This window comes from Streptomyces sp. NPDC001544, from assembly GCF_042894285.1.
Classification (GTDB): domain Bacteria; phylum Actinomycetota; class Actinomycetes; order Streptomycetales; family Streptomycetaceae; genus Streptomyces.
The window spans coordinates 780207-798687 of the sequence record NZ_JBIAVN010000002.1 but is presented as its reverse complement, the minus strand read 5'-3'; the positions used below and the strand labels follow the sequence as shown (position 1 = coordinate 798687).

Sequence of the window (18481 nt, the reverse complement as noted above, 5' to 3'; positions counted from 1 at the left end):
CGGCGGGGCCCGGCCCCTGGCGGGCCGGGCCCTGGAGGTCAGCTGACGTTGAGCGCCGTGTCGTCGACGACGAACGACGTCTGGAGCTTGGAGCCCTCCGTGCCGGTGAACTTGAGGGTGACGGTCTGCCCGGCGTAGCCGCTGAGGTTGAAGCTGCGCTGGGTGTAGCCGGAGGCGGCGTTGAGGTTGGAGTACGTCGCCAGGGTGCCGAGCACCGACCCGGAGCTGTTCAGCACCTGCACGCTCAGGGTGTCGTAGGCGGTGCTGGTGGTGGTCTCGGCGGTGTCGACGTGCAGGTAGAAGCTGAGGGTCGCGGAGCAGCCGGAGGGGATGGTCACCGACTGGGAGAGGGTGTCGGTGGTGGCGGTGCCGTTTCCGTCGAGCCAGGCGTAGTACGAGCCCGTACGGGCCGGCTCGCTGCTCGAGTTGGTGATGACGCCGCTGCTGGCGCTCCAGGCGGTGCTGCCCGATTCGAAGCCGTTGTTGCCGAGGAGCTGGGCGGCGGTGCAGGTGCCGGTGCCGCCCCCTCCGCTGCTGGTTCCGGAACCGGCCAGCCAGGCCGTTGCGTTGAGAGCGAGGGCCGCGTTGGTGGCGCCGGTGTCGTTCCAGCCGTCGTAGAGGGTGTTGCCGGACTGGCCGGTGCCGTCGTCGACGGGTGAGCTGTCACCCCAGAAGGCGACCCGACCGCTGCCGAAGGTGCTGGTGAGGAAGAAGGCGCCGGTGTTGCCGGAGTAGCCGCTGCGGTAGACCAGGCCCTTGACGGCGGAGTTGTCGGAGGGCTTGAGCGTGGCGGTCGTGCCGTCGGCGATCAGGCTCTTGGTGACCGTACCGAAGGAGCCGTGCAGCACCGGGTCGGTGGAGTCGCTGATCGCGGCCGGGTAGCCGGATTTCACGTCGAGGGAGTCGATGGAGAAGCCGAACGGGTCGGTGGAGTCGACGCTGTTGTTGGTCATCAGGTCGTTGAGGATCTCGACCGCGTCCTCACCGTCGTTGTTGCGGTCGGCGCCGGTGTGGTCGGAGATCATGAACAGTCCGCCGCCGTTCTTGACGAAGTTCATGATCGCCGTCTTCTCGGCGGTGGTGAAGAGGGTGTTCGGCTCCGGCAGGACCAGGGTGTCGAAGTTCGACAGGTCGGTCGTCGACGAGCCGCCGTAGCTGAGGCTGGACCCTGAGGGCAGCGTCTTCAGGCTGTAGCCGCCGGTCTTCTGCAGGGCGACGCCCCAGGAGGAGAGGGCGCCGGTCCAGTCCGTCTCGGCGGACGGGGAGGAGTCCTGGCCGAGCGGGTCGGGCTGGCTGGTGGAGATGATCCAGTCGGCGTTGCCGGCCGTCTCGGCGTGGGCGTTGTCGAACAGGATGCGGTGCGTGGTGGCCGCGTGGGCGGGGGTGGCACTGGTGCTGAGCTGGACGGCGGCTCCCGTGACGAGCAGCCCGAATCCGGCCAGTGCGGTGGTGACTCTGTGGCGAGATCTCCTCGGTCCAAGCATCCGGCGAACCTCCGTGTGGGTGGGGTAGAGGCGGTGCGGCGCCAAGTCTGCGCGCGTAGATCCGGCTTGAGCGTTCTACACGCGTCGATCGATTGAAAGGTACATGGCATGACGGCTCTGTGAACAGAAAGGCCCGGGATTCACAGGCAACGAGCGCAGCGGACTGCTTTCCATGGAAAGCGGGCAGAGTGGACACAGCGGGGACCTCGAGGAAGAGGGCGGAGATGGAGATCTCGGGCATCGTCAGCGCCATCGTCATCGGCGTCATCATCGGAGTGCTGGGCCGCCTGGTCGTCCCGGGACGGCAGCACATCGGCATCATCTGGACGATCCTGGTCGGCATCGTGGCCGCCCTGCTGGGCTCGGCGATCGCCGCCGGGTTCGGTGTGGCCGACACCAAGGGGGTCGACTGGATCGAGTGGCTCATCCAGATCGGCCTGGCGGCACTGGGCGTCGCCGCGCTCGACCGGTCGAGGGTGCGTCGCTGACGGCGGCTCGCGGCCGGGACGTGAGAGAGCGGCTCTGGCCCTTGTGGACGTACGGGGTCGTCGTGGTCAGCGGATGGAAGCCCAGGCGCTCCAGGACGGGGCGGCTCAGGGGCGAGGCGTCGACCTGGAGGTAGCGGTAGCCGAGGGCGGCGGCGGTGCGGGCGCGGTGGGCGACCAGGGCTCGGTAGACACCTCGTCCCCGCCAGGCCTGGACCGTGCCGCCGCCCCACAGTCCGGCGAACCGTGCGCCGGGGGTCAGCTCCATGCGGGCCGCGCCGACCGGTTGGTCGCCGGCCAGCGCGACGACCGCGACGACGGTGTCCAAAGCGGCGGTGAGCCGTGCGAGCAGCCGGTGGCGCAGCCCGGTTCCGTCGGTGCCGAAGACCTTTTCGTGCACGGTGACCACGAGGTCGACGCCCGCCCGGTCGACGGCGGGCACGAGGCGGATCCCGGCCGGTGGTTCGGCGTCGAGGGCCGGAGCCGCCGTTTCGGCCACCATCAGGGTCTCCTCGGGCTCGCGCGCGAACCCGGCCGCCGTGAGCCGGGATCCGGGGTCCGCCGGGAGATCGTGGCCGTAGAGCTTCCACTCGAAGTCGCGCCCCAGGCCGGTGAAGTACGTGATCTGGCCGGCGATCGCCGTGTCCGCGCTCGTGTGGTCCAGATCGGACCAGAGGACACCGTTCCAGCCGTGGGCGTCGGCTACCTGGCGCGTCACGGTGCCGGTGCGCTCGACGCGTGCACCGGGGGCGTCCGGCTGTGCGCCCGCGCGCATGTCCCGGTCGTAGAGGGCGAGCACGGAGGCGTGATCCATACAGCTCACTGCACCATCCGTCCAGGGCCGGCGCAACAGGATTACGGGGTGGCACCCCCGCGGGGTCAGCCCAGTTCGAGCGTGGTGACCCCGAACACCCGCTCCCGGGCGTATTCCCGTACCGGGCCCGTGTACATGCGAGCCGTCTCGAAGGACGGGGCCAGGCCCGCCGCCTCGGCCAGGGCGACGCCCGCCGTGTTCGTCTCCGGCACGTCGAGGGCGACCGCGGTGCCGGCCGCTGCCGCGGTGAGGGCGGTGAACAGGGCGAGGGCGTCGTCGGGGGTGTCCGCGAAGAGGGGGCCGATGCGCAGGCCGTCGTGCGCCGGGCGGATCACGCCGTAGCCGGTGATGCGGTCGCCGTCGTGGTGGACGAGAGCCCGGTGCCCCGGTGCGGTCACCCACTCGGCCACGAAGCGCGGGCGGTCCGCCGGGTGGCAGGCGCTGTCGTAGGCGGTGATGGCCGCCAGGTCCGCGGGGCCGGCCGGGCGGACCCCCGCGGGCACTTCGGCCTCGGGGGCGGGGCCGGCGAACCGTATGGTGCGGTGGGCGAGTTCGAAACCGGACTGGCGGTAGTTGCCCTGCTGGGCGACCACTCCGTCCAGGCCGACGGTACGGTTCCCGGCATGCGACAGCGCGGTCTTCCAGGTGGTGATGCCGTGGCCGTGGCCACGCAGGTCCGGGCGGACCAGGTAGCAGCCCAGGAAGGCGTAGTCGGCGCCGTGGTTGACGACGGAGATGGCCGACACCGGCTCGCCGTCGATCCGGCCGAGGAAGAAGCCCTCGGGGTCCTGGGCGAAGAACGCCGGGCCGTCGGACAGCCCGGGGTTCCAGCCCTCGTCCGCCGCCCACCCGCTGATCACCGGCCAGTCCTCGAGGGTGGCCTGCGTGATGACGAGGTCCTGGGAGGCCGGAGAAGTCATCGGTGCGCTCCATTCCGTGGGCGTCGGGAGGGTCGGGGCCGTGGGTGGTGCCGGGCGGCACGGTGATCGATCACGCCCGCAGCATCCTTCCCGATCACCCGTTGATCCGCTACGACGGGATCGAGCCGTTGGCCCGCCCTCGACGCACTCGCGGTGCGGGCCGCCGCGGCGGCGGAGGAGCTCCTGCCGCCCGCGGACGGCGGTGCCCCACCGGTCGGAGTCCGGTGGGGCGTCCGGCGGGAGAGGTGAGCGGTGTCAGCGCACCGGCCCGGAGCGGAAGCGGCGGTAGAGGACCGCGCCGGCCACCACGAGCGCGGCGCTCGCTGCGGCGGCGGGCGCGATCTCCTCCGTCCCCGTGTGGGCCAGGCTGGACAGCGCCTGCGACGGCGCGGAGCGGGGCGCGGTGGCGCCGGGGTCCGCCTTGGCCCGCGTGGCCGGCGGGGCCACGTGCCTCGACGGGGCGGGGTCCGCCGACTGCGTGGAGCTGTCGCCGGGGTCGTTCACCGACCTGTTGCCCTCGGAGGAGTTGCCGACGCCGACCCCGCTCACGCTGTTGCCGCTGACGTTCACCGGGAGGTCGACGGGGATCTGGACCCCGTTGCCGGACAGCGCGCCCTCGGAGTCCTGCGCGCCGCCTCGTGCGGAAGCGCCGCCGGACGCCGCGCCGCCGGACGCCGTCGTGCCGGACGCCGCGGTGCCGGATCCGTCGGCGTGACCTGCGTTGGCGCAGGTGTTGCCGACGGTGCGGTTGAGCAGCCCCACCACGTTCACGGTGTTCCCGCACACGTTGACCGGCACGTGCACGGGCAGTTGGACGGTGTTGCCGGACACCAGCCCCGGCGAGTCGGCCGACGTACCGTCGGCGGAGGCGCCGTCGGCCGCGAAGGCGGCGCACACCGGCATCGTCACGGCCATCGCGCCGGATACGGCGGCGATGGCGATCACACCGTTTCGGGTAACCCGTCTCATAGGTTGCCTGCCTTCCAGACATGGTCGCGGGCACTCGCCCGCACCGGGCTAAACGCAGGTGAACCAGTGCGAGTTATGGCTTATCGGCCGCTCACCCCATCGAGTGGTGCATTATCGGATCACACACAAAGTGATGGATTGCTCACACAAGGTGCGCAGGATACGGCACCGAAAGCCGTCACGCCCGCCCGGAGGCGTGCCCTCCGGGGCCCGCTTATGGTGATCGGGAGACGCCGTCCCGGTCCGCAACGGGGGTCCCTGGAGGCATCGATGCTGGCGAAGCTGTCCACCCGGTCCGCCGTCCGGCGCTGCACCGGCGTCGGAGCCGTCACGCTGGCCCTGCTGGGGGCGGGGCTGCCCGCCGCGGGAACCGACCGGCCCCAGCCCGACCTGTCCCGCTTCTACCGTCAGAAGATCACATGGTCGGCGTGCAAGGGCCCGGAGATGCCCAAGGATCTGCAGTGCGGCAAGGTCACCGTTCCGCTCGACTACGCCCGGCCCGGCGCGGGAACCCTGGACGTGGCGCTGGCCCGCTACCGGGCCACCGGCCGCTCGCGCGGCTCCGTGCTGCTCAACTTCGGCGGGCCCGGCGGCGCGGGCATACGTGAACTCGCCCTCGACGGCAAGGACTTCATGAGCCTGACCAACGGATACGACGTGGTCACCTTCGATCCGCGCGGTGTCGGCCGGTCCTCCCCCGTCAGCTGCGGCGACGGAACCGACCGGGTCGCCGCCGCCACCGAGGACGGCGCGGATCTCGGCGACCCGCAGGCCGTCCTGGAGCAGGTGCGCAAGGCCGCCGCCGAGTGCACCGCGCACTCCGGCCCGGTCCTGCCGTACATCGGCACCGTCAACGTCTCCCGGGACCTCGACGTCATGCGGCAGGCCCTCGGCGACGAGAAGCTCAACTACCTGGGGTTCTCCTACGGGACCCGGCTGGGCGCGGTGTACGCGGCGCAGTTCCCCGGCAAGGTGGGCCGGCTGGCACTGGACGGCGTGGACACGCTCACCGAACCGCTGGCGGAGCAGGGCCTGGCGGGCGCCGCGGGGCAGCAGACGGCGCTGGACGACTTCCTGGACTGGTGCGCAACCGACATCGCATGCCCCTTCGGGGACGACCGCCGCGCGGCCGGGGAGCGGATCGTCCAGCTGGTGCGCTCGCTGGACGAGGACCCGGTGCCCACGGACTTCGGCGACCGGTTCTCCGGCCAGGACCTCGTGGGCGCGATCGGGCAGGCGCTGTACAGCAGACAGCTGTGGCCCCTGCTGGAGCGGTCCCTCGCCTCACTGGTGGAGGACGGAGACACGCGCGGGGTCGAGAGCTTCGCCGCCGGTGGCATGGCACCCTCCTCCGTGCGCAGCGGGGACGGCGGGCTGGTCGACGAGGACGAAGTCCCCCCGGACAACCTCCCGGCCGCCCTGATGGCGGTCAACTGCGCGGACGACCCCGACCGCCCCGCCGCCGGGCAGATCGCCGGGCAGCTGCGGCGGCTGCGCGAGGAGTACGAGCAGGCGTCGCCGGTCTTCGGCCGGTACCGGCTCACCCAGTTGATGATGTGTTACGGACGCCCCAGGGGCACCGGCTTCGTCCGCGACCGGGTCAAGGACGTCCACACACCGAAGATGCTGCTGATCGGGACCCGGGGCGATCCCGCGACGCCGTACCGCTGGACCGTGGAGACGGCCGCGCGGCTCGGCCCGTCGGCCGTCGTGCTGGACAACAGGGGCGAGGGCCACACGGGTTACTCCTCCTCCACGTGCGTGCACCGCAAGGTCGACGACTTCCTGCTGTACGGCGATCTGCCGGCCAGCGGCAGCTCCTGCGGGGCGGATCGTGAGCCGGGCGTCGGCTGAGCGGCGGCCACGCGACCTCAGGCCACGGACGCGGGACCTCAGGCCGCGGACACGGGACCGACGAACCGGTCGAGCGCGGCGGTCAGTTCGGCCGGCTTCTCCACCGGCAGTTCGTGGCCCGCGTCGATGATGCGGATCACCGCGTCCGGGTAGGCGGTCGCCATCCGCAGCATCTGTCTCACCGGGAGCTGGATGTCGTGGTAGCCGTGCACCAGCAGGGTGGGCGTGCGGATCTCGCCGACCCGGTCGAGTACGTCGAAGGCCCGCATGGCGCCGTACAGCGTCATGACCACTTCGCGCGGGGTCGCCGCCGAGGCCCGGATGTGCTCCTTGATCCGCTCGCGGGGGTACCCGGGGGCGAAGGCCCGCTGGATGTTGGCGGCGACGAACAGCTTGAACGGTACGAGGGTCGAGACGGCCATCAGCAGGCCCCGGCCCCGGCTGAACGCCATCCGGCTGATGGAACCGACCAGGACCAGTCGCTCCACCCGTTCGGGGTGGGAGAGGGCGATGGTCTGGGAGATCATCCCGCCCATGGAGTGCCCGACCAGCACGCAGCGCTCGATCTCCAGATGGTCGAGGAGGGCGAGGACGTCACCGGCCAGTTCCTCGATCGTGGGCACCCCGGCTCCGGTGCTCTCCCCGTGCCCGCGCAGATCGAGCCGGACGACCCGCCGCTTCCCGGCGAAGTGCGCGATCTGGTGGTCCCAGCGGTGCCGGTCGGCGGTCCAGCCGTGTACGAACACCAGGGGCACGCCGTCGCCGTCACGGGGGCCTTCGTCGTCGTACGTCAGCGCTGCGCCGTCGACCTCGAGCTGCGGCATGGGCGTCTCCTGGGGTGCGGTCGGGTTACCGACCGGTACGGTAACGGGCCGGGGGGCCCGTCGTCACTGCTCCCGGCGAGGAGATCCGACCCGGGCGTGCCGCCGCTCGCGCGACGGCGCGTCACGCCCCGATCGGGGCGATTACCCCGAATGCCCGACATGCGATTCAGTCCTATGGTGTCGTCATGGAGCACGCACTCAGTCCCGCGACCCTCGCCGAACTGCGCCGTCCACGCCCCTACCCGGCGGTCTCCGTGCTGACGCCGACGCACCGGCGCGAGCCCTACAACGCCCAGGATCCGGTCAGGCTGCGCAATGTGATGGCCGAGGCCAAGAAGCAACTGGAGACGGACCCGGAGGTCACCCGCGAGCGACGGACCGAGGTCGTCGCGCAGCTCGACCGCGCGCTCGCCGAGGTCGACCTGACGCACGCCGAGGACGGCCTGGTGATCTTCGCCGCCCCGGGTGAGCACCAGGTGTGGTCGCTCGCCCGGGAGGTGCCCGAGCGGGTGGTGCTCTCGGACACCTTCCTGACCCGCAACCTCGTCTCCGCCCGGGCCGCCGAGCGGCCCTTCTGGGTGCTGTCGCTCGCCGCGGACCGCGTCCGGCTGTGGAGCGGCGGCGGCGACCGGGTCGTGGAGAACCATTCCGACGGGTTCCCGCTGACCCGTGGCCGCGAGAACTTCGACGCCGAGCGGCAGGAGCGGATCGGCGACATGCCGAGCACCTTCCGCGACGAGGCCACCCGCCAGTTCGTGCGCGAGGCGGCCACCGCGATGGCCGCGGTCCTGCGCGAACAGCCCCGCCCGCTGTACGTCACCGGCGAGCAGGCGGCGCTGTCCCTGCTGGACGAGGTCGGCGGCGCCAGGGGCGCGGTCCACGTGCGGCACGGCGGCCTCGGGCACGCCGGCGCGGAGGCGGTGTGGCAGGCGGTGAAGCCGGTGCACGACGCACAGGCGAGGCGGGAGACCGCCGCCGTGGCCCGGGAGCTGGACTCGGCACGCGGTCACCGCACCTTCGCGGCCGGCGTCGACGAGGTCTGGCACAGCGCCCGGGAGGGCCGCGTGCGCCTGCTGGCCGTGGAGGAGAACTACCGTGTGACGGTCCGTGACGAGGCCGGAGGCCACCTCGTACCGGCCGTGAGCGGCGAGCCCGAGGCCCGCGAGGACATCGTGGACGAGATCGTCGAGCAGTGTCTGGAGACCGGCGCCGACGTCCGCTTCGTCCCGGACGGCACCCTGGGCGACGCGAGCGGCATCGCGGGAGTCCTGCGCTACTGACCCGCCGGGCCCCCGCCCTCCGCCCGCACCGGCGTCTACGCTACGGCGTGATCGTCGGCGAACAGGGAGAGCGCACGTGGGTGACCTGCTGGGCGTGGCCGTACTGGGTGCGGGGCACATGGGCGCCGACCACATACGGCGCCTCGATCGTGTGATCAGCGGGGCCGGGGTCGCCGCCGTGGCCGACCCGGACGCCGGACGGGCCGAGGCGGCGGTCGCCGGCCTGGACGAGGTGTCCGTGCACACGGACGTGGCGGCCGCGCTCGACGCACCCGGAGTGGAGGCCGTACTGATCGCCTCGCCAGGCCCCGCCCACGAGGAGGCGCTGTTCGCGGCGTTCGCCCGTGGCCTGCCCGTGCTGTGCGAGAAGCCCATGGTGCCGGACTCCGCGGGGGCGCTGCGCGTGGTGGAGGCGGAGGCGCGGCTCGGGCGGCGGCTGGCACAGATCGGCTTCATGCGGCGCTACGACGCCGAGTACCGGCGGCTGAAGGCCTTGCTGGACAGCGGGCGCCTGGGCCGGCCGCTGATGCTGCACTGCACCCACCGCAACGTCTCCTCCCCGCCGGGCTTCACCAGCGCCATGCTGATCGACAGCTCCGTTTCGCACGAGATCGACGCGGCCCGCTGGCTGCTCGGCCAGGAGCCGACCGCGGTGACCGTGCTGCGGCCGGCGCCCTCGTCGGACGCCCCCGAGGGGCTGGCCGATCCGCAGTTCGTGCTCTTCGAGACCGACGGCGGCGCCCTGGTCGACGTGGAGGTCTTCGTCAACTGCGGCTTCGGGTACGAGGTGCGCTGCGAGGCGGTCTGCGAGGCGGGCAGTGCGCGGATCGGCGAGGAGCACACCATGGTCGTCACCACCCGGGGCAGCGCCCGTGAGGACGTGGCACAGGACTACCTCGTACGGTTCGCCGACGCCTACGACCGCGAGGTGCAGGCCTGGGTGGACGCCACCCGGCGGGGCCGGGTCACCGGCCCGAGCGCCTGGGACGGCTACGCGGCCTCCGTCGTGGCCGAGGCGGGGGTCGAGGCCCTGCACAGCGGCCGACGGGTGGCCGTGGAGCCGGCCCCGCGCCCGGAGCTGTACCCGGAGGCCGGCCGCTGACGGAGGCGGCCGCGAACTTCACCGCGTACGGTCAGACGCCGCCGAACAGGGCGCTCAGCCCGCGGTCGACGACCGCCTCGACGTCCTCCCGCCCGGCCGCCACCGCGGCGTAGCTGCGCCGCAGGAACCGGCGCAGCGCGGGCGTGCCGAACTGCAGCAGGGCGACCCCGTACGGCGAGTGCAACTCCAGGACCGTGCGCCCCGGGTCGCACGGCCATATCCGCACGTCACCGCTGCCGGCGGGCACGTCCAGCCCCTGGTCCAGCAGGGAGCGCGCGAAGGTCCAGGTGGCGCCTTCCCCGTCCAGGGTCGCCCGGGGCGGGAAGTCGATGAACACGGCGAGGGGATCCTCGGTGGTGTACCGGAGCGTGGCGGTCACGGGGACCGTGCGGTCCCCGGCGGTGATCAGACGGGCGTGGGTGGGCTGCGCGAAGGTGAAGTCCATGCTTGTAGGACTCCGAGGAGCCTCTCGCATTACGCGAAATCGGGACCGATTTCGTGTGACGTGCATCACTACCGGAGGGGGAGTGGGAGGGTTTCCGCCATGCGTCCGGGGGGCGCGGATTCAGCCGTGACCGGCGGCTCCAGCCGCTGTCACCACCTTTGCGCGCCACCCGCGCCCTCGCGCGCCCCATTCGCATCCGTCCCCCTTGGCCGAGGACGACCCTCATCGACGCGGCACCATAGAACACAGGCACGTCGAACATTCACCTGGACGCTACACCGAGACCCCCTTCGATCGGTCAAGTCACGTACCTCGTCTACGCCTTGCCCGCCCCTCCACCTACGCCATCCGGGCCGGTCAACCGCGTTTCAAAGACTCTGGCATATGCCAGAAGCACCACCGGATCGTGTGTTGCCAAATCCCTTACAGGGCGTCGCGGGCTGTGCAACAGTCGTAACGGCCCTTCCGTCGGCCCTGGCCGTACCGTCCCCGCATCGGAGTGCGTCATGCCGTCCCCTCTCTCCGCGGACCGCCCAGCCGCCCAGCCGCCCGGCCGTGGCTCGGTCGACGCGCTCATCTCGCAGGCCCGGCGGCTCAAGGGCGACGTGGACGCGGTGCGTCGGGACGCGCCGGAAGACGGTTCGGACGCGCAGGAGCGGTGGCACCGCGCCCTCTGTGACCTCGCGCTACACCAACTGAGCGACCTCGACGGGCACTTGGCGCAACTTCGGGACGGCCCGGCGCCCGCTCCACCCGCCCCCGGCGCGGCGTCGGCCGGCGCACCTCCCGCGACCGCGGGCGGCACCCCGAGCGGCTCGCTGCTGAGCCGGGTCGGCAGCGCGGAATGGAACCTGCTGACCGACGAAGCCAGTTGGTCCGGAGAGCTCTACCGGATCCTCGGCCGCGATCCCGCCGCCCCCGCACTCACCCTGGACGAACTGCCGTCGCTGGTCCTCGACGAGGACCGTCCGAAGCTGACGTCGATGGTGACGGACTGTCTCGTCGACGCCAAGCCCATCGACGGGGAGTTCCGCGTCGTACGTCCCGACGGATCCGTCCGGACCGTGCACATGATGGGTGAGCCCGTGCTCGACGCGGACGGCGGCACCGCCTCGATGTGGGCCGTGCTGCGGGACGTCAGCGAACTGCGCCGCAGCCAGCGGGAGGTGTGCGAGACCCGCGACTCCCTGCACCGCCACCAGGAACAGGCACGGACCGAGCGCCGGCTCGCGACCGAACTGCAGGAGGCGGTGCTGCCGCCGTGGCGGGGCTCCCTGCGGCTCCCGCACGGAGGACCTCGAGCACTCGACCTCGCGGCTCGCCACCTGCCCTCCGCCACGGGCTCGCCGATCGGCGGCGACTGGTACGACGCCCTCGAGCTCCCGGACGGCGAAACGTTGCTCAGCGTCGGCGATCTCACCGGGCACGGGGTCGGCGTCGCCTCCGGCATGGCGATGCTGCTGGGCGCACTGCGCGGCATGGCGATGGCGGGCGCCCAGCCCGGGCAACTGATGGCCCTGCTCAACCAGTTACTGGACGCCACCGTGCAGCCGGCACTCGGCAGCGCGGTCTGCTGCCGCTACCGGCCCGCCACCCGCACCCTGGTGTGGGCGCAGGCGGGCCACCCCGCCCCGCTGCTGTTCCGCGACGGGACGGGGCGCGAACTGAACCCCCCCGACGGCGTTCTGCTCGGCGCGACCAGCCGAGCCGGCTACGGGCAGGCCGAAGTGACCCTGGAGCCCGGCGACCTGCTCCTGCTGCGCACGGACGGACTCGTGTCCGGGCAGGGGGGAGCGACGGCAGCCGTGGAACGTCTCCTGGACCTGGGCCCGCGCCTCGGCGCGGCACCGACCGCCCAGGACTGCCTGCGCACGGTCGTGGAGGAGTTCGGCGAGAACGAGCGGCAGGACGACGCCTGCGTGCTCGTCGCCAAGGTGAGCGGGTAGGAGAACGGTAGGAGAACCTGAACCTACGCCGGTGCGGTGCGGGCGCTGTGGCCCTTGGTCTTCGGCAGGGCCAGCCTGATCTCCTCCCGCAGCTCGTTGATCTTCGGGTAGCTCGCGTACTCGGCGGTCAGCCGGTACATCTCACGCAGCCGGTCCCAGGTGCGGTGCGAGGAGTTCGACCCCATCGACATCAGGGCCAGGCGCGCGTACCGGTCCGCCTGTTCGGGATCGTCGGCGATGAAGCAGGCGGAGGCCATGGACAGGAAGTCGAAGATCTTCGACCGCTGGCGTCCGTCGACCCTGAGGGCCAGAGCCTTCTCCGCGTAGTGCTGGGCGTGCCCGGCCGCGTTCGGGTCGTGCTCGGCCAGGGTGCGGTAGGCCAGGGCCTGCATGCCGTAGAGGTCCTCCTCCTTGAACATCTGCATCCAGCTCGGCGGCGGCACGTCGCCCTTGTCGGAGACGAAGAGGTCCTCCGCCTGTCCGAGGGTGCGGCGCATCGCCTGGCCCTTGCCCATGGACGCCTGGGCCCAGGCCTCGATCGTGTACAGCATCGCCTTGGTACGGGGCAGCACCTCGTCGCCGGAACCGGACCGGGCGAGCTTCATCAGGTCGAGTGCGTCGTCGGGCCGGCCGAGGTGCACCATCTGGCGAGCCGCCCGGGAGAGCGCCTCCCCGGCGCGCGGCCGGTCACCACCCTCTCTCGCGGCATGGGCGGCGATGACGAAGTACTTCTGGGCCGTGGGTTCCAGGCCGACGTCGTGCGACATCCAGCCGGCGAGTACGGCGAGGTTGGCGGCGACGCCCCACAGGCGCCGCTGGAGGTGGTCGGGGTGGCGGTAGGCGAGCATGCCGCCCACCTCGTTGAGCTGGCCGACCACCGCCTTCCGCTGCAGCCCGCCGCCGCGGGCCGCGTCCCAGGCTCGGAACACTTCGACCGAGCGCTCCAGTTCCTCGATCTCCTGAGACCCGATGGGTGCGGCCTCGTAGCGGTCGAACCCGGCGGGGTCGGCGTGCAGAGGGTCGTCGAGGACAGGGGCGTCGGCCCTCAGGGTCGGATCGGTGTGCAGCCAGTCGTGCATGGCGCTGCTGAGTGCGGATCCGGCGGCGAGCGCGGCACCCGCGCCCACCAAGCCGCGTCGGTTGAGCATGAGGTCCATTCCCGTGAATTCGGTGAGGACCGCGGCGGTCCGTTCGGGCGCCCACGGCACACCGTCGGGATGTTCCACATTCCCGCCGCCCTGCCGTTTCCCCGCACGCCCGTGCCGTACCAGACCGAGGTCCTCGATGGTCACGACACGGCCGAGACGCTCGGTGAACAGAGCCGCCAGCACCCGCGGCACCGGATCGCGCGGGATCTCTCCCGTGTCGATCCACCGCCGCACCCGGGAGGTGTCGGTCGCCAGCTGCGGGTGGCCCATGGCCGCCGCCTGCTTGTTGACCAGCCTCGCGAGTTCACCCTTGGACCAGCCGGCCAGGCCGAACAGGTCCGCCAGGCGGGTGTTGGGTACTCCGCTCACGTCAAGCCCCCAGGTTCTCGGCTGACTTGACAGTAGACCCGTGGAGGTTGCCGGGCGACTATTCGCCAGGGTTCGCCAGGGTGCGCCAGATGGTGTGCCACTGGTCACCGGGTGTCAGGTAGGAACGCGCCACCCCGACCCGGTTCGCCGGTTCATATGACGGGAGCATTCCCCAGGATGCGCCCGGGCGACCGGGCCGGGTTGTGCGCGAGGAGTCACCAAGGCAGGCACCGCAGGCACACGAAGGGATCTGTTTCCGCCCATGTACGCAGCATCGTCCTCCGTGTCCGCCCCGCCCCGGCCGCTGCGTGCCCGCCCGGCGGGCAGCGGACCCTATCTGGACCCCGCGGCGCGACCGGGGCCACCCGTGCTCGGAACCGGCCGGCCGCGGCGCGTCGGCGGGCCCGGCACCCAACCGCTCAGCGGGAGACTCGACCTGTCCGGCCCCCAGGGGGCGCAGTTGCGCACCGCGATCGCCTCGGTGCACCGGATCTGCCCGGAGTTCGCCCCGGTGCAGGTGCTGCGCCGCAGCGGGCGCTCCGTGCTCCTGATCGGGACGACGGGGCGGAGCACGGCCGTCGCCAAGTGTCTCCTGGACCACTCCCCCGCCTGGGCGGAACGGAGCAGGCACGAAATAGCCGCATACCGCTCGTTCGTCCGGCACCGGCCGCCCATCCGGGTGCCGAGACTGATCGCGGCGGATCCGGACAACTGCACCCTGGTCATCGAGCGGATGCCCGGCCGGGTGGCGGCACTCCAGCGGCACCCTGTGGAGGCCCCTCCCCGGGCGGACGTCCGGGCGGCCCTCGCCGCGATCTGCCGGCTGAACGCCTGGCGGCCTCCGGCGGGCACCTTCGACCGGCCCCTGGAGTACGCGGCTCGCATCACCCGGTACCACGAGCTGGGGCTGCTCACCGACCGCGACCTGGGCGACCTGCAGAAACTCATGCACGGCATCGCGCACGCGGCGGGCCGCCAGGGCATGTGGCAGTTCTGCCACGGCGACGCGCTGCTGTCGAACATCCTCCTGTCACCGGCCGGTCCAGTGCTGGTGGACTGGGAGCACGCCGGCTGGTATCTGCCGGGGTACGACCTGGCGGTGCTGTGGTCGGTCCTCGGAGACGCGCCGGTGGCCCGGCGGCAGATCAGCCAGCTCGCCCAGTCGGCGGGCCCTGCCTCGCGGGACGCCTTCCTGGTGAACCTGATGCTGGTCCTGACGCGTGAGATCCGTACGTACGAGACGGCCGTGCAGCGCTCGATGCACGACACGACCCCGGCGGCACCGGGCGTGGCTCACCCGGGTGCTGCGCCGTCCGGCGAGGAACAGCGGCTGCTGCTCAGGCGGCTGCACGACGACTGCCAGCTCGCCCGCAGGGCGGTACGCGCGGCGGTCGGCACTCGCTGACGGGGACACGGGGTCCGCGGTGCGCCATGAGCGGCGGCGTACCGCGGACCTTGCTGTGTCGGGAGTTTCCGGTGCGGGCATTGGTGTACTCCACTGACGCCCCGCAGGCCCGCGGGCCTGCGCCACGAAACTCCCGCCCCCCTGCGTGACATGGGAAATTCCCTGTCTCCGGGCATGATTGACGGATCGTCGGCCAGCGGGTACCACTGACCCACCGTTCGGCCCCGCACGCCCGTCCGCCCCAGGAGGCTGCATTGCGAGGATCCGCCACCGACCAGACGCCCGCCGCCGGCAGCAGACGTAAGGGCAGGACGGCCGTGGCCGTCTCCTCCGCGGCCCTTCTGATCCCGTTGCTGGGCGCGGCCCCTTCGCAGAGCGCCACGCAGTCCTCCACCGGCGGGTTGCAGCGCGCGTTCGCCTCCGCCGCCGCCGAGTACCGGGTGCCGCAGAGCGTCCTGCTGGCCGTCTCCTACCTGCAGTCCCGCTGGGACACGCACGCCGGAGCGCCGAGCGTCACCGGCGGCTACGGCCCGATGCACCTGACCGACGCGCGCACCGCACTGGCCACGACCGAGCACCTCGCCGAGGGCACCGAGGATCCCCGCGGCGACGCCGCCCGCGCGGCCCTGCACCCCGCGGCGAGGGTCCCGGCAGGCTCCGTGTCGCCGCCCGCCCGTCTGGAGACGCTGCCGAAGGCGGCCGAGCTGACCGGCATCCCCGCCGGGAAGCTGCGCACCGACCCGGCGGCCAACGTGGCCGGCGGCGCCGCCCTGCTCGCCGCCGCCCAGAAGGGCCTGGGCGAGCCGCTGAGCGCGGATCCGGCCGACTGGTACGGCGCGGTGGCCCGCTTCTCCGGAGCGGACGACCGGGCGACGGCGGCGGCGTACGCGAACGACGTCTACGATGTGCTGCGCACCGGTGAGCGGCGCACCACGGACGCGGGCGAGCTGGTCACCCTGACCGCCCGGCCGCGGCTGAGCCCGGACACCGCCCAACTGGGGCGGACGGGACTGCGCACGGTCTCCGACGACGGCACGGAGTGCCCGAGGAAGGTGTCGTGCGAGTGGGTACCGGCGCCGTACGCCGAGTTCGGGGACAACGACTACGGCAACCACGACCTGGGCGACCGCCCGGTGTCGCAGAGCATCAGGTACATCGTCATCCATGACACCGAGGGCACCTGGGACGGCGTCCTGAACCTGGTGCAGGATCCCACCTACGTGTCCTGGAACTACACCATCCGTTCCACCGACGGTCTGATCGCCCAGCATGTGAAGGCGAAGGACGTGGCCTGGCACGCGGGCAACTGGTACGTGAACGCCAAATCGGTCGGCATCGAGCACGAGGGCTTCCTCGCCGCGCCGGACGCCTGGTACACGGAGGCGATGTACCGGTCCTCGGCCCGGCTGGTGAGGTACCTGTCGAAGCGGTACGGCATCCCCCTGGACCGGCAGCACATCCTCGGCCACGACACGGTTCCGGGTCCGACCACGTCCTACATCCCCGGCATGCACACCGACCCGGGCCCGTACTGGGACTGGCGGCACTACTTCGAGCTGCTCGGCCGTCCCCTGCACAGCACCGCGGGCAGGAGGGGCGGGCTGGTGACGATCCGGCCGGACTACGCGGCGAACCGGCCCGTGTACACGGGCTGTGTCACCAAGGGCGAGCCGTGCGCGGCGCACGGCTCCAGCGAGGTGCGGCTGTACTCCGACCATGACGAGAACTCCGCCCTCATCAAGGACATCGGCCTGGGTACGGACCCGACCACCGGGGTGAACGACCTGTCCTCGCGGGTGTCGACCGGCCAGCAGTACGCGGTGGCCGACCGCTGGGGCGACTGGACGGCGATCTGGTACCTCGGGCAGAAGGCCTGGTTCCGCAACCCGCGGCACGAGCCGACGGCGGTGAACGCCGCTGGTCTTGTCGTCACGCCGAAGGAGGGTGCGCAGAGCGTGCCGGTGTACGGCCGCGCGTACCCGGAGAAGGAGGCGTACCCGGCGGGGGTGCCGGTCCAGTCGGTGTCACCGCTGCCGTACACACTGCCGGCGGGACAGCGGTACGTGGTCGGTGACGTGCTGCCCGGCGAGTACTTCTACTCGGTCACCTTCAGCACGGACTCGCACCGGGTCGTGGTCGGCAAGGACCTGTACTACGAGATCCAGTTCGGCCACCGGGTGGCGTTCGTGCGCGCCGCCGACGTCAAGGTGGAACCGTCCGCCGGATAGCCGGTTCAGCCCTGCTGGAACAGCTCCGCCGGAAGCGGCTTCAGCAGGGCGTACAGGTCGTCCGTGATGGGGCGGTCCCAGGCGGCGATGGTGACCAGCACACCGTCGCTGCGGTCGAACTGCACGCAGGAGATCCGGCTCTCGGAGAGCTTCAGCCGACGCACGATCAGGAGGTTGTCGCCCTGGAGCACCGGCATGTCCTCGGTGCCGGTGACGGTGACCTCCTCGTCGTTCTCCAGCGCCAGCAGCAGCTGGGCCACCTCGAAGGGGATCTCGCCGTCGGCGACCTCACGGGCCGGGGAACCCTCCGGAAGGTTGCCGATGATCATGGCGGGGCCCCGGCCGCCGAACAGGTCGTAACGCAGGAAGACGCCCTGGCAGCTGCCGTCGGGAGCGGGCAGCAGTCCGGCGCCCAGGTTGCCGGGCCAGTCGCCCGGGTCCATGGCCAGTACGTCGAAGTCGGGCCCGGCGGGAGTGGCGCTGCGGCGGCGGAGGAACGACATGCGGCCATGGTACGTGCCCGGACGCGTTCGGCGCCGTGTGGGCGGCGTCTCATGCGTCCGCTCCCTCCTGCGTCAGGCCATCACGGCGGCCCTGCGACACGATGACGCCATGGCCCACATCGCCCTGTTCCACTCAGCTCTCGGCCTGCGCCCTGCCGAACTTCTCGCCGCCGAGCGGCTGCGTCGCGCCGGGCACGAGGTCGTCACGCCCGACCTCTTCGGCGGTGAGACCGCGGCCACCCTCGACCAGGGATTTCAGCTGATCGACCGGGTCGGCTGGGCAGCGGTGATCCATCGTGCTCGGCAGACCCTCGGAGGTATGCCGGACGAGACCGTGCTCGCCGGTGTGTCCATGGGCGCGGGTGTGATCGGCGATCTCTGGCCCGAGCGCCCCGCTGCCGCCGGCGTTCTTCTCCTGCACGCCACCGCGGACCTGTCCGCATCCGCCCCTCCAGGTCTCAGGGTGCAGTTGCACGCCGCTGAACCGGACGATTTCGCGCCGCCCGAGCGCGTTGCCGCTCTCTGCCGAGCGGCGCGGGAGAGGAGCGTCGACCTGGAGGTCTTCCGCTATCCGGGCGTCGGCCACTTCTACACCGACCGTGAGCTTCCCGATCATGACCGGGCCGCGGCCGAACTGACCTGGCGTCGGGTGCTGGACTTCCTCGATCGAGGTGTTGAGCGGGCAGGACGACCGCGATGACGCGG

General features: G+C 72.0%; 16 protein-coding genes. 8 read left to right on the top strand and 8 right to left on the bottom strand.

Annotated elements, in window-relative coordinates; translation table 11 throughout:
• Positions 1 to 38: 38 nt before the first annotated feature.
• Positions 39 to 1484 (bottom strand): hydrolase, encoded by a 1446-nt coding sequence (locus ACFY0F_RS09040; RefSeq protein ID WP_388791016.1) that lies wholly within the window; start codon positions 1482 to 1484, stop codon positions 39 to 41.
• Between the two features lie 224 nt (positions 1485 to 1708).
• Between ACFY0F_RS09040 and ACFY0F_RS09035 the strand changes: the two genes are divergently transcribed.
• Positions 1709 to 1972, top strand: coding sequence for a GlsB/YeaQ/YmgE family stress response membrane protein (locus ACFY0F_RS09035; RefSeq protein WP_388791014.1), 264 nt, complete (start codon positions 1709 to 1711; stop codon positions 1970 to 1972).
• Here the strand turns inward: ACFY0F_RS09035 and ACFY0F_RS09030 are convergent.
• From ACFY0F_RS09030 to ACFY0F_RS09020, 3 genes are all read right to left on the bottom strand, one after another.
• Positions 1908 to 2783 (bottom strand): GNAT family N-acetyltransferase, encoded by an 876-nt coding sequence (locus tag ACFY0F_RS09030; RefSeq protein WP_388791012.1) that lies wholly within the window; start codon positions 2781 to 2783, stop codon positions 1908 to 1910. The genes ACFY0F_RS09035 and ACFY0F_RS09030 overlap by 65 nt on opposite strands.
• A gap of 65 nt (positions 2784 to 2848) precedes the next feature.
• Positions 2849 to 3703, bottom strand: coding sequence for a GNAT family N-acetyltransferase (locus ACFY0F_RS09025; protein WP_388791010.1), 855 nt, complete (start codon positions 3701 to 3703; stop codon positions 2849 to 2851).
• Between the two features lie 255 nt (positions 3704 to 3958).
• Positions 3959 to 4648, bottom strand: coding sequence for a chaplin (locus ACFY0F_RS09020; protein ID WP_388791008.1), 690 nt, complete (start codon positions 4646 to 4648; stop codon positions 3959 to 3961).
• Positions 4649 to 4942: 294 nt separating this feature from the next.
• On the opposite strand from ACFY0F_RS09020, the gene ACFY0F_RS09015 reads away from it, so the two are divergent.
• Positions 4943 to 6526, top strand: coding sequence for an alpha/beta hydrolase (locus ACFY0F_RS09015; protein ID WP_388791006.1), 1584 nt, complete (start codon positions 4943 to 4945; stop codon positions 6524 to 6526).
• Between the two features lie 38 nt (positions 6527 to 6564).
• Here ACFY0F_RS09015 and ACFY0F_RS09010 read toward each other — a convergent pair whose 3' ends face one another.
• Positions 6565 to 7350: an alpha/beta hydrolase gene (locus ACFY0F_RS09010; RefSeq protein ID WP_388791004.1), complete on the bottom strand. Its 786-nt coding sequence runs from the start codon at positions 7348 to 7350 to the stop codon at positions 6565 to 6567.
• Between the two features lie 185 nt (positions 7351 to 7535).
• Here ACFY0F_RS09010 and ACFY0F_RS09005 point away from each other — a divergent pair, with 185 nt between their 5' ends.
• Together ACFY0F_RS09005 and ACFY0F_RS09000 are read left to right on the top strand one after the other, a co-directional pair.
• Complete coding sequence (locus ACFY0F_RS09005) at positions 7536 to 8630, top strand: chemotaxis protein (RefSeq protein WP_388791002.1); 1095 nt, start codon at positions 7536 to 7538, stop codon at positions 8628 to 8630.
• A gap of 76 nt (positions 8631 to 8706) precedes the next feature.
• A complete protein-coding gene (locus tag ACFY0F_RS09000) occupies positions 8707 to 9732 on the top strand; it encodes a Gfo/Idh/MocA family protein (protein WP_388791000.1) in 1026 nt (341 codons plus the stop codon).
• Between the two features lie 31 nt (positions 9733 to 9763).
• Here ACFY0F_RS09000 and ACFY0F_RS08995 read toward each other — a convergent pair whose 3' ends face one another.
• A complete protein-coding gene (locus ACFY0F_RS08995) occupies positions 9764 to 10177 on the bottom strand; it encodes an SsgA family sporulation/cell division regulator (RefSeq protein WP_388790998.1) in 414 nt (137 codons plus the stop codon).
• Positions 10178 to 10683: 506 nt separating this feature from the next.
• Here ACFY0F_RS08995 and ACFY0F_RS08990 point away from each other — a divergent pair.
• Positions 10684 to 12123 carry a PP2C family protein-serine/threonine phosphatase gene (locus tag ACFY0F_RS08990; RefSeq protein WP_388790996.1) on the top strand — a complete coding sequence of 480 codons (1440 nt, stop codon included), beginning with the start codon at positions 10684 to 10686 and terminating at the stop codon, positions 12121 to 12123.
• A gap of 23 nt (positions 12124 to 12146) precedes the next feature.
• Here the strand turns inward: ACFY0F_RS08990 and ACFY0F_RS08985 are convergent, their stop codons facing one another.
• Positions 12147 to 13640: a hypothetical protein gene (locus ACFY0F_RS08985; RefSeq protein ID WP_388790994.1), complete on the bottom strand. Its 1494-nt coding sequence runs from the start codon at positions 13638 to 13640 to the stop codon at positions 12147 to 12149.
• A 262-nt stretch (positions 13641 to 13902) separates the two neighbouring features.
• Between ACFY0F_RS08985 and ACFY0F_RS08980 the strand changes: the two genes are divergently transcribed.
• Both ACFY0F_RS08980 and ACFY0F_RS08975 read left to right on the top strand, forming a co-directional pair.
• Entirely contained in the window at positions 13903 to 15045 is a 1143-nt protein-coding gene (locus ACFY0F_RS08980) for an aminoglycoside phosphotransferase family protein (RefSeq protein ID WP_388790992.1), read from the top strand.
• A 254-nt stretch (positions 15046 to 15299) separates the two neighbouring features.
• On the top strand, positions 15300 to 17273 hold the full coding sequence (locus tag ACFY0F_RS08975) for an N-acetylmuramoyl-L-alanine amidase (RefSeq protein ID WP_388790990.1): 1974 nt from the start codon (positions 15300 to 15302) through the stop codon (positions 17271 to 17273).
• Positions 17274 to 17278: 5 nt separating this feature from the next.
• Here the strand turns inward: ACFY0F_RS08975 and ACFY0F_RS08970 are convergent, their stop codons facing one another.
• The gene (locus ACFY0F_RS08970; RefSeq protein ID WP_388790988.1) at positions 17279 to 17776 is read right to left on the bottom strand and encodes a hypothetical protein; all 498 of its coding nucleotides are present in this window, start codon (positions 17774 to 17776) and stop codon (positions 17279 to 17281) included.
• A 109-nt stretch (positions 17777 to 17885) separates the two neighbouring features.
• On the opposite strand from ACFY0F_RS08970, the gene ACFY0F_RS08965 reads away from it, so the two are divergent.
• Positions 17886 to 18476, top strand: coding sequence for a dienelactone hydrolase family protein (locus tag ACFY0F_RS08965; protein WP_388790986.1), 591 nt, complete (start codon positions 17886 to 17888; stop codon positions 18474 to 18476).
• Positions 18477 to 18481: the final 5 nt, after the last annotated feature.

What these genes read in the sequence shown, in the direction of transcription:
- ACFY0F_RS09040 (WP_388791016.1), bottom strand. Translation starts at nt 1,484, where the DNA reads ATGCTTGGACCGAGGAGATCTCGCCACAGAGTCACCACCGCACTGGCC.
- ACFY0F_RS09035 (WP_388791014.1), top strand. Translation starts at nt 1,709, where the DNA reads ATGGAGATCTCGGGCATCGTCAGCGCCATCGTCATCGGCGTCATCATC.
- ACFY0F_RS09030 (WP_388791012.1), bottom strand. Translation starts at nt 2,783, where the DNA reads ATGGATCACGCCTCCGTGCTCGCCCTCTACGACCGGGACATGCGCGCG.
- ACFY0F_RS09025 (WP_388791010.1), bottom strand. Translation starts at nt 3,703, where the DNA reads ATGACTTCTCCGGCCTCCCAGGACCTCGTCATCACGCAGGCCACCCTC.
- ACFY0F_RS09015 (WP_388791006.1), top strand. Translation starts at nt 4,943, where the DNA reads ATGCTGGCGAAGCTGTCCACCCGGTCCGCCGTCCGGCGCTGCACCGGC.
- ACFY0F_RS09010 (WP_388791004.1), bottom strand. Translation starts at nt 7,350, where the DNA reads ATGCCGCAGCTCGAGGTCGACGGCGCAGCGCTGACGTACGACGACGAA.
- ACFY0F_RS09005 (WP_388791002.1), top strand. Translation starts at nt 7,536, where the DNA reads ATGGAGCACGCACTCAGTCCCGCGACCCTCGCCGAACTGCGCCGTCCA.
- ACFY0F_RS08995 (WP_388790998.1), bottom strand. Translation starts at nt 10,177, where the DNA reads ATGGACTTCACCTTCGCGCAGCCCACCCACGCCCGTCTGATCACCGCC.
- ACFY0F_RS08990 (WP_388790996.1), top strand. Translation starts at nt 10,684, where the DNA reads ATGCCGTCCCCTCTCTCCGCGGACCGCCCAGCCGCCCAGCCGCCCGGC.
- ACFY0F_RS08980 (WP_388790992.1), top strand. Translation starts at nt 13,903, where the DNA reads ATGTACGCAGCATCGTCCTCCGTGTCCGCCCCGCCCCGGCCGCTGCGT.
- ACFY0F_RS08970 (WP_388790988.1), bottom strand. Translation starts at nt 17,776, where the DNA reads ATGTCGTTCCTCCGCCGCCGCAGCGCCACTCCCGCCGGGCCCGACTTC.
- ACFY0F_RS08965 (WP_388790986.1), top strand. Translation starts at nt 17,886, where the DNA reads ATGGCCCACATCGCCCTGTTCCACTCAGCTCTCGGCCTGCGCCCTGCC.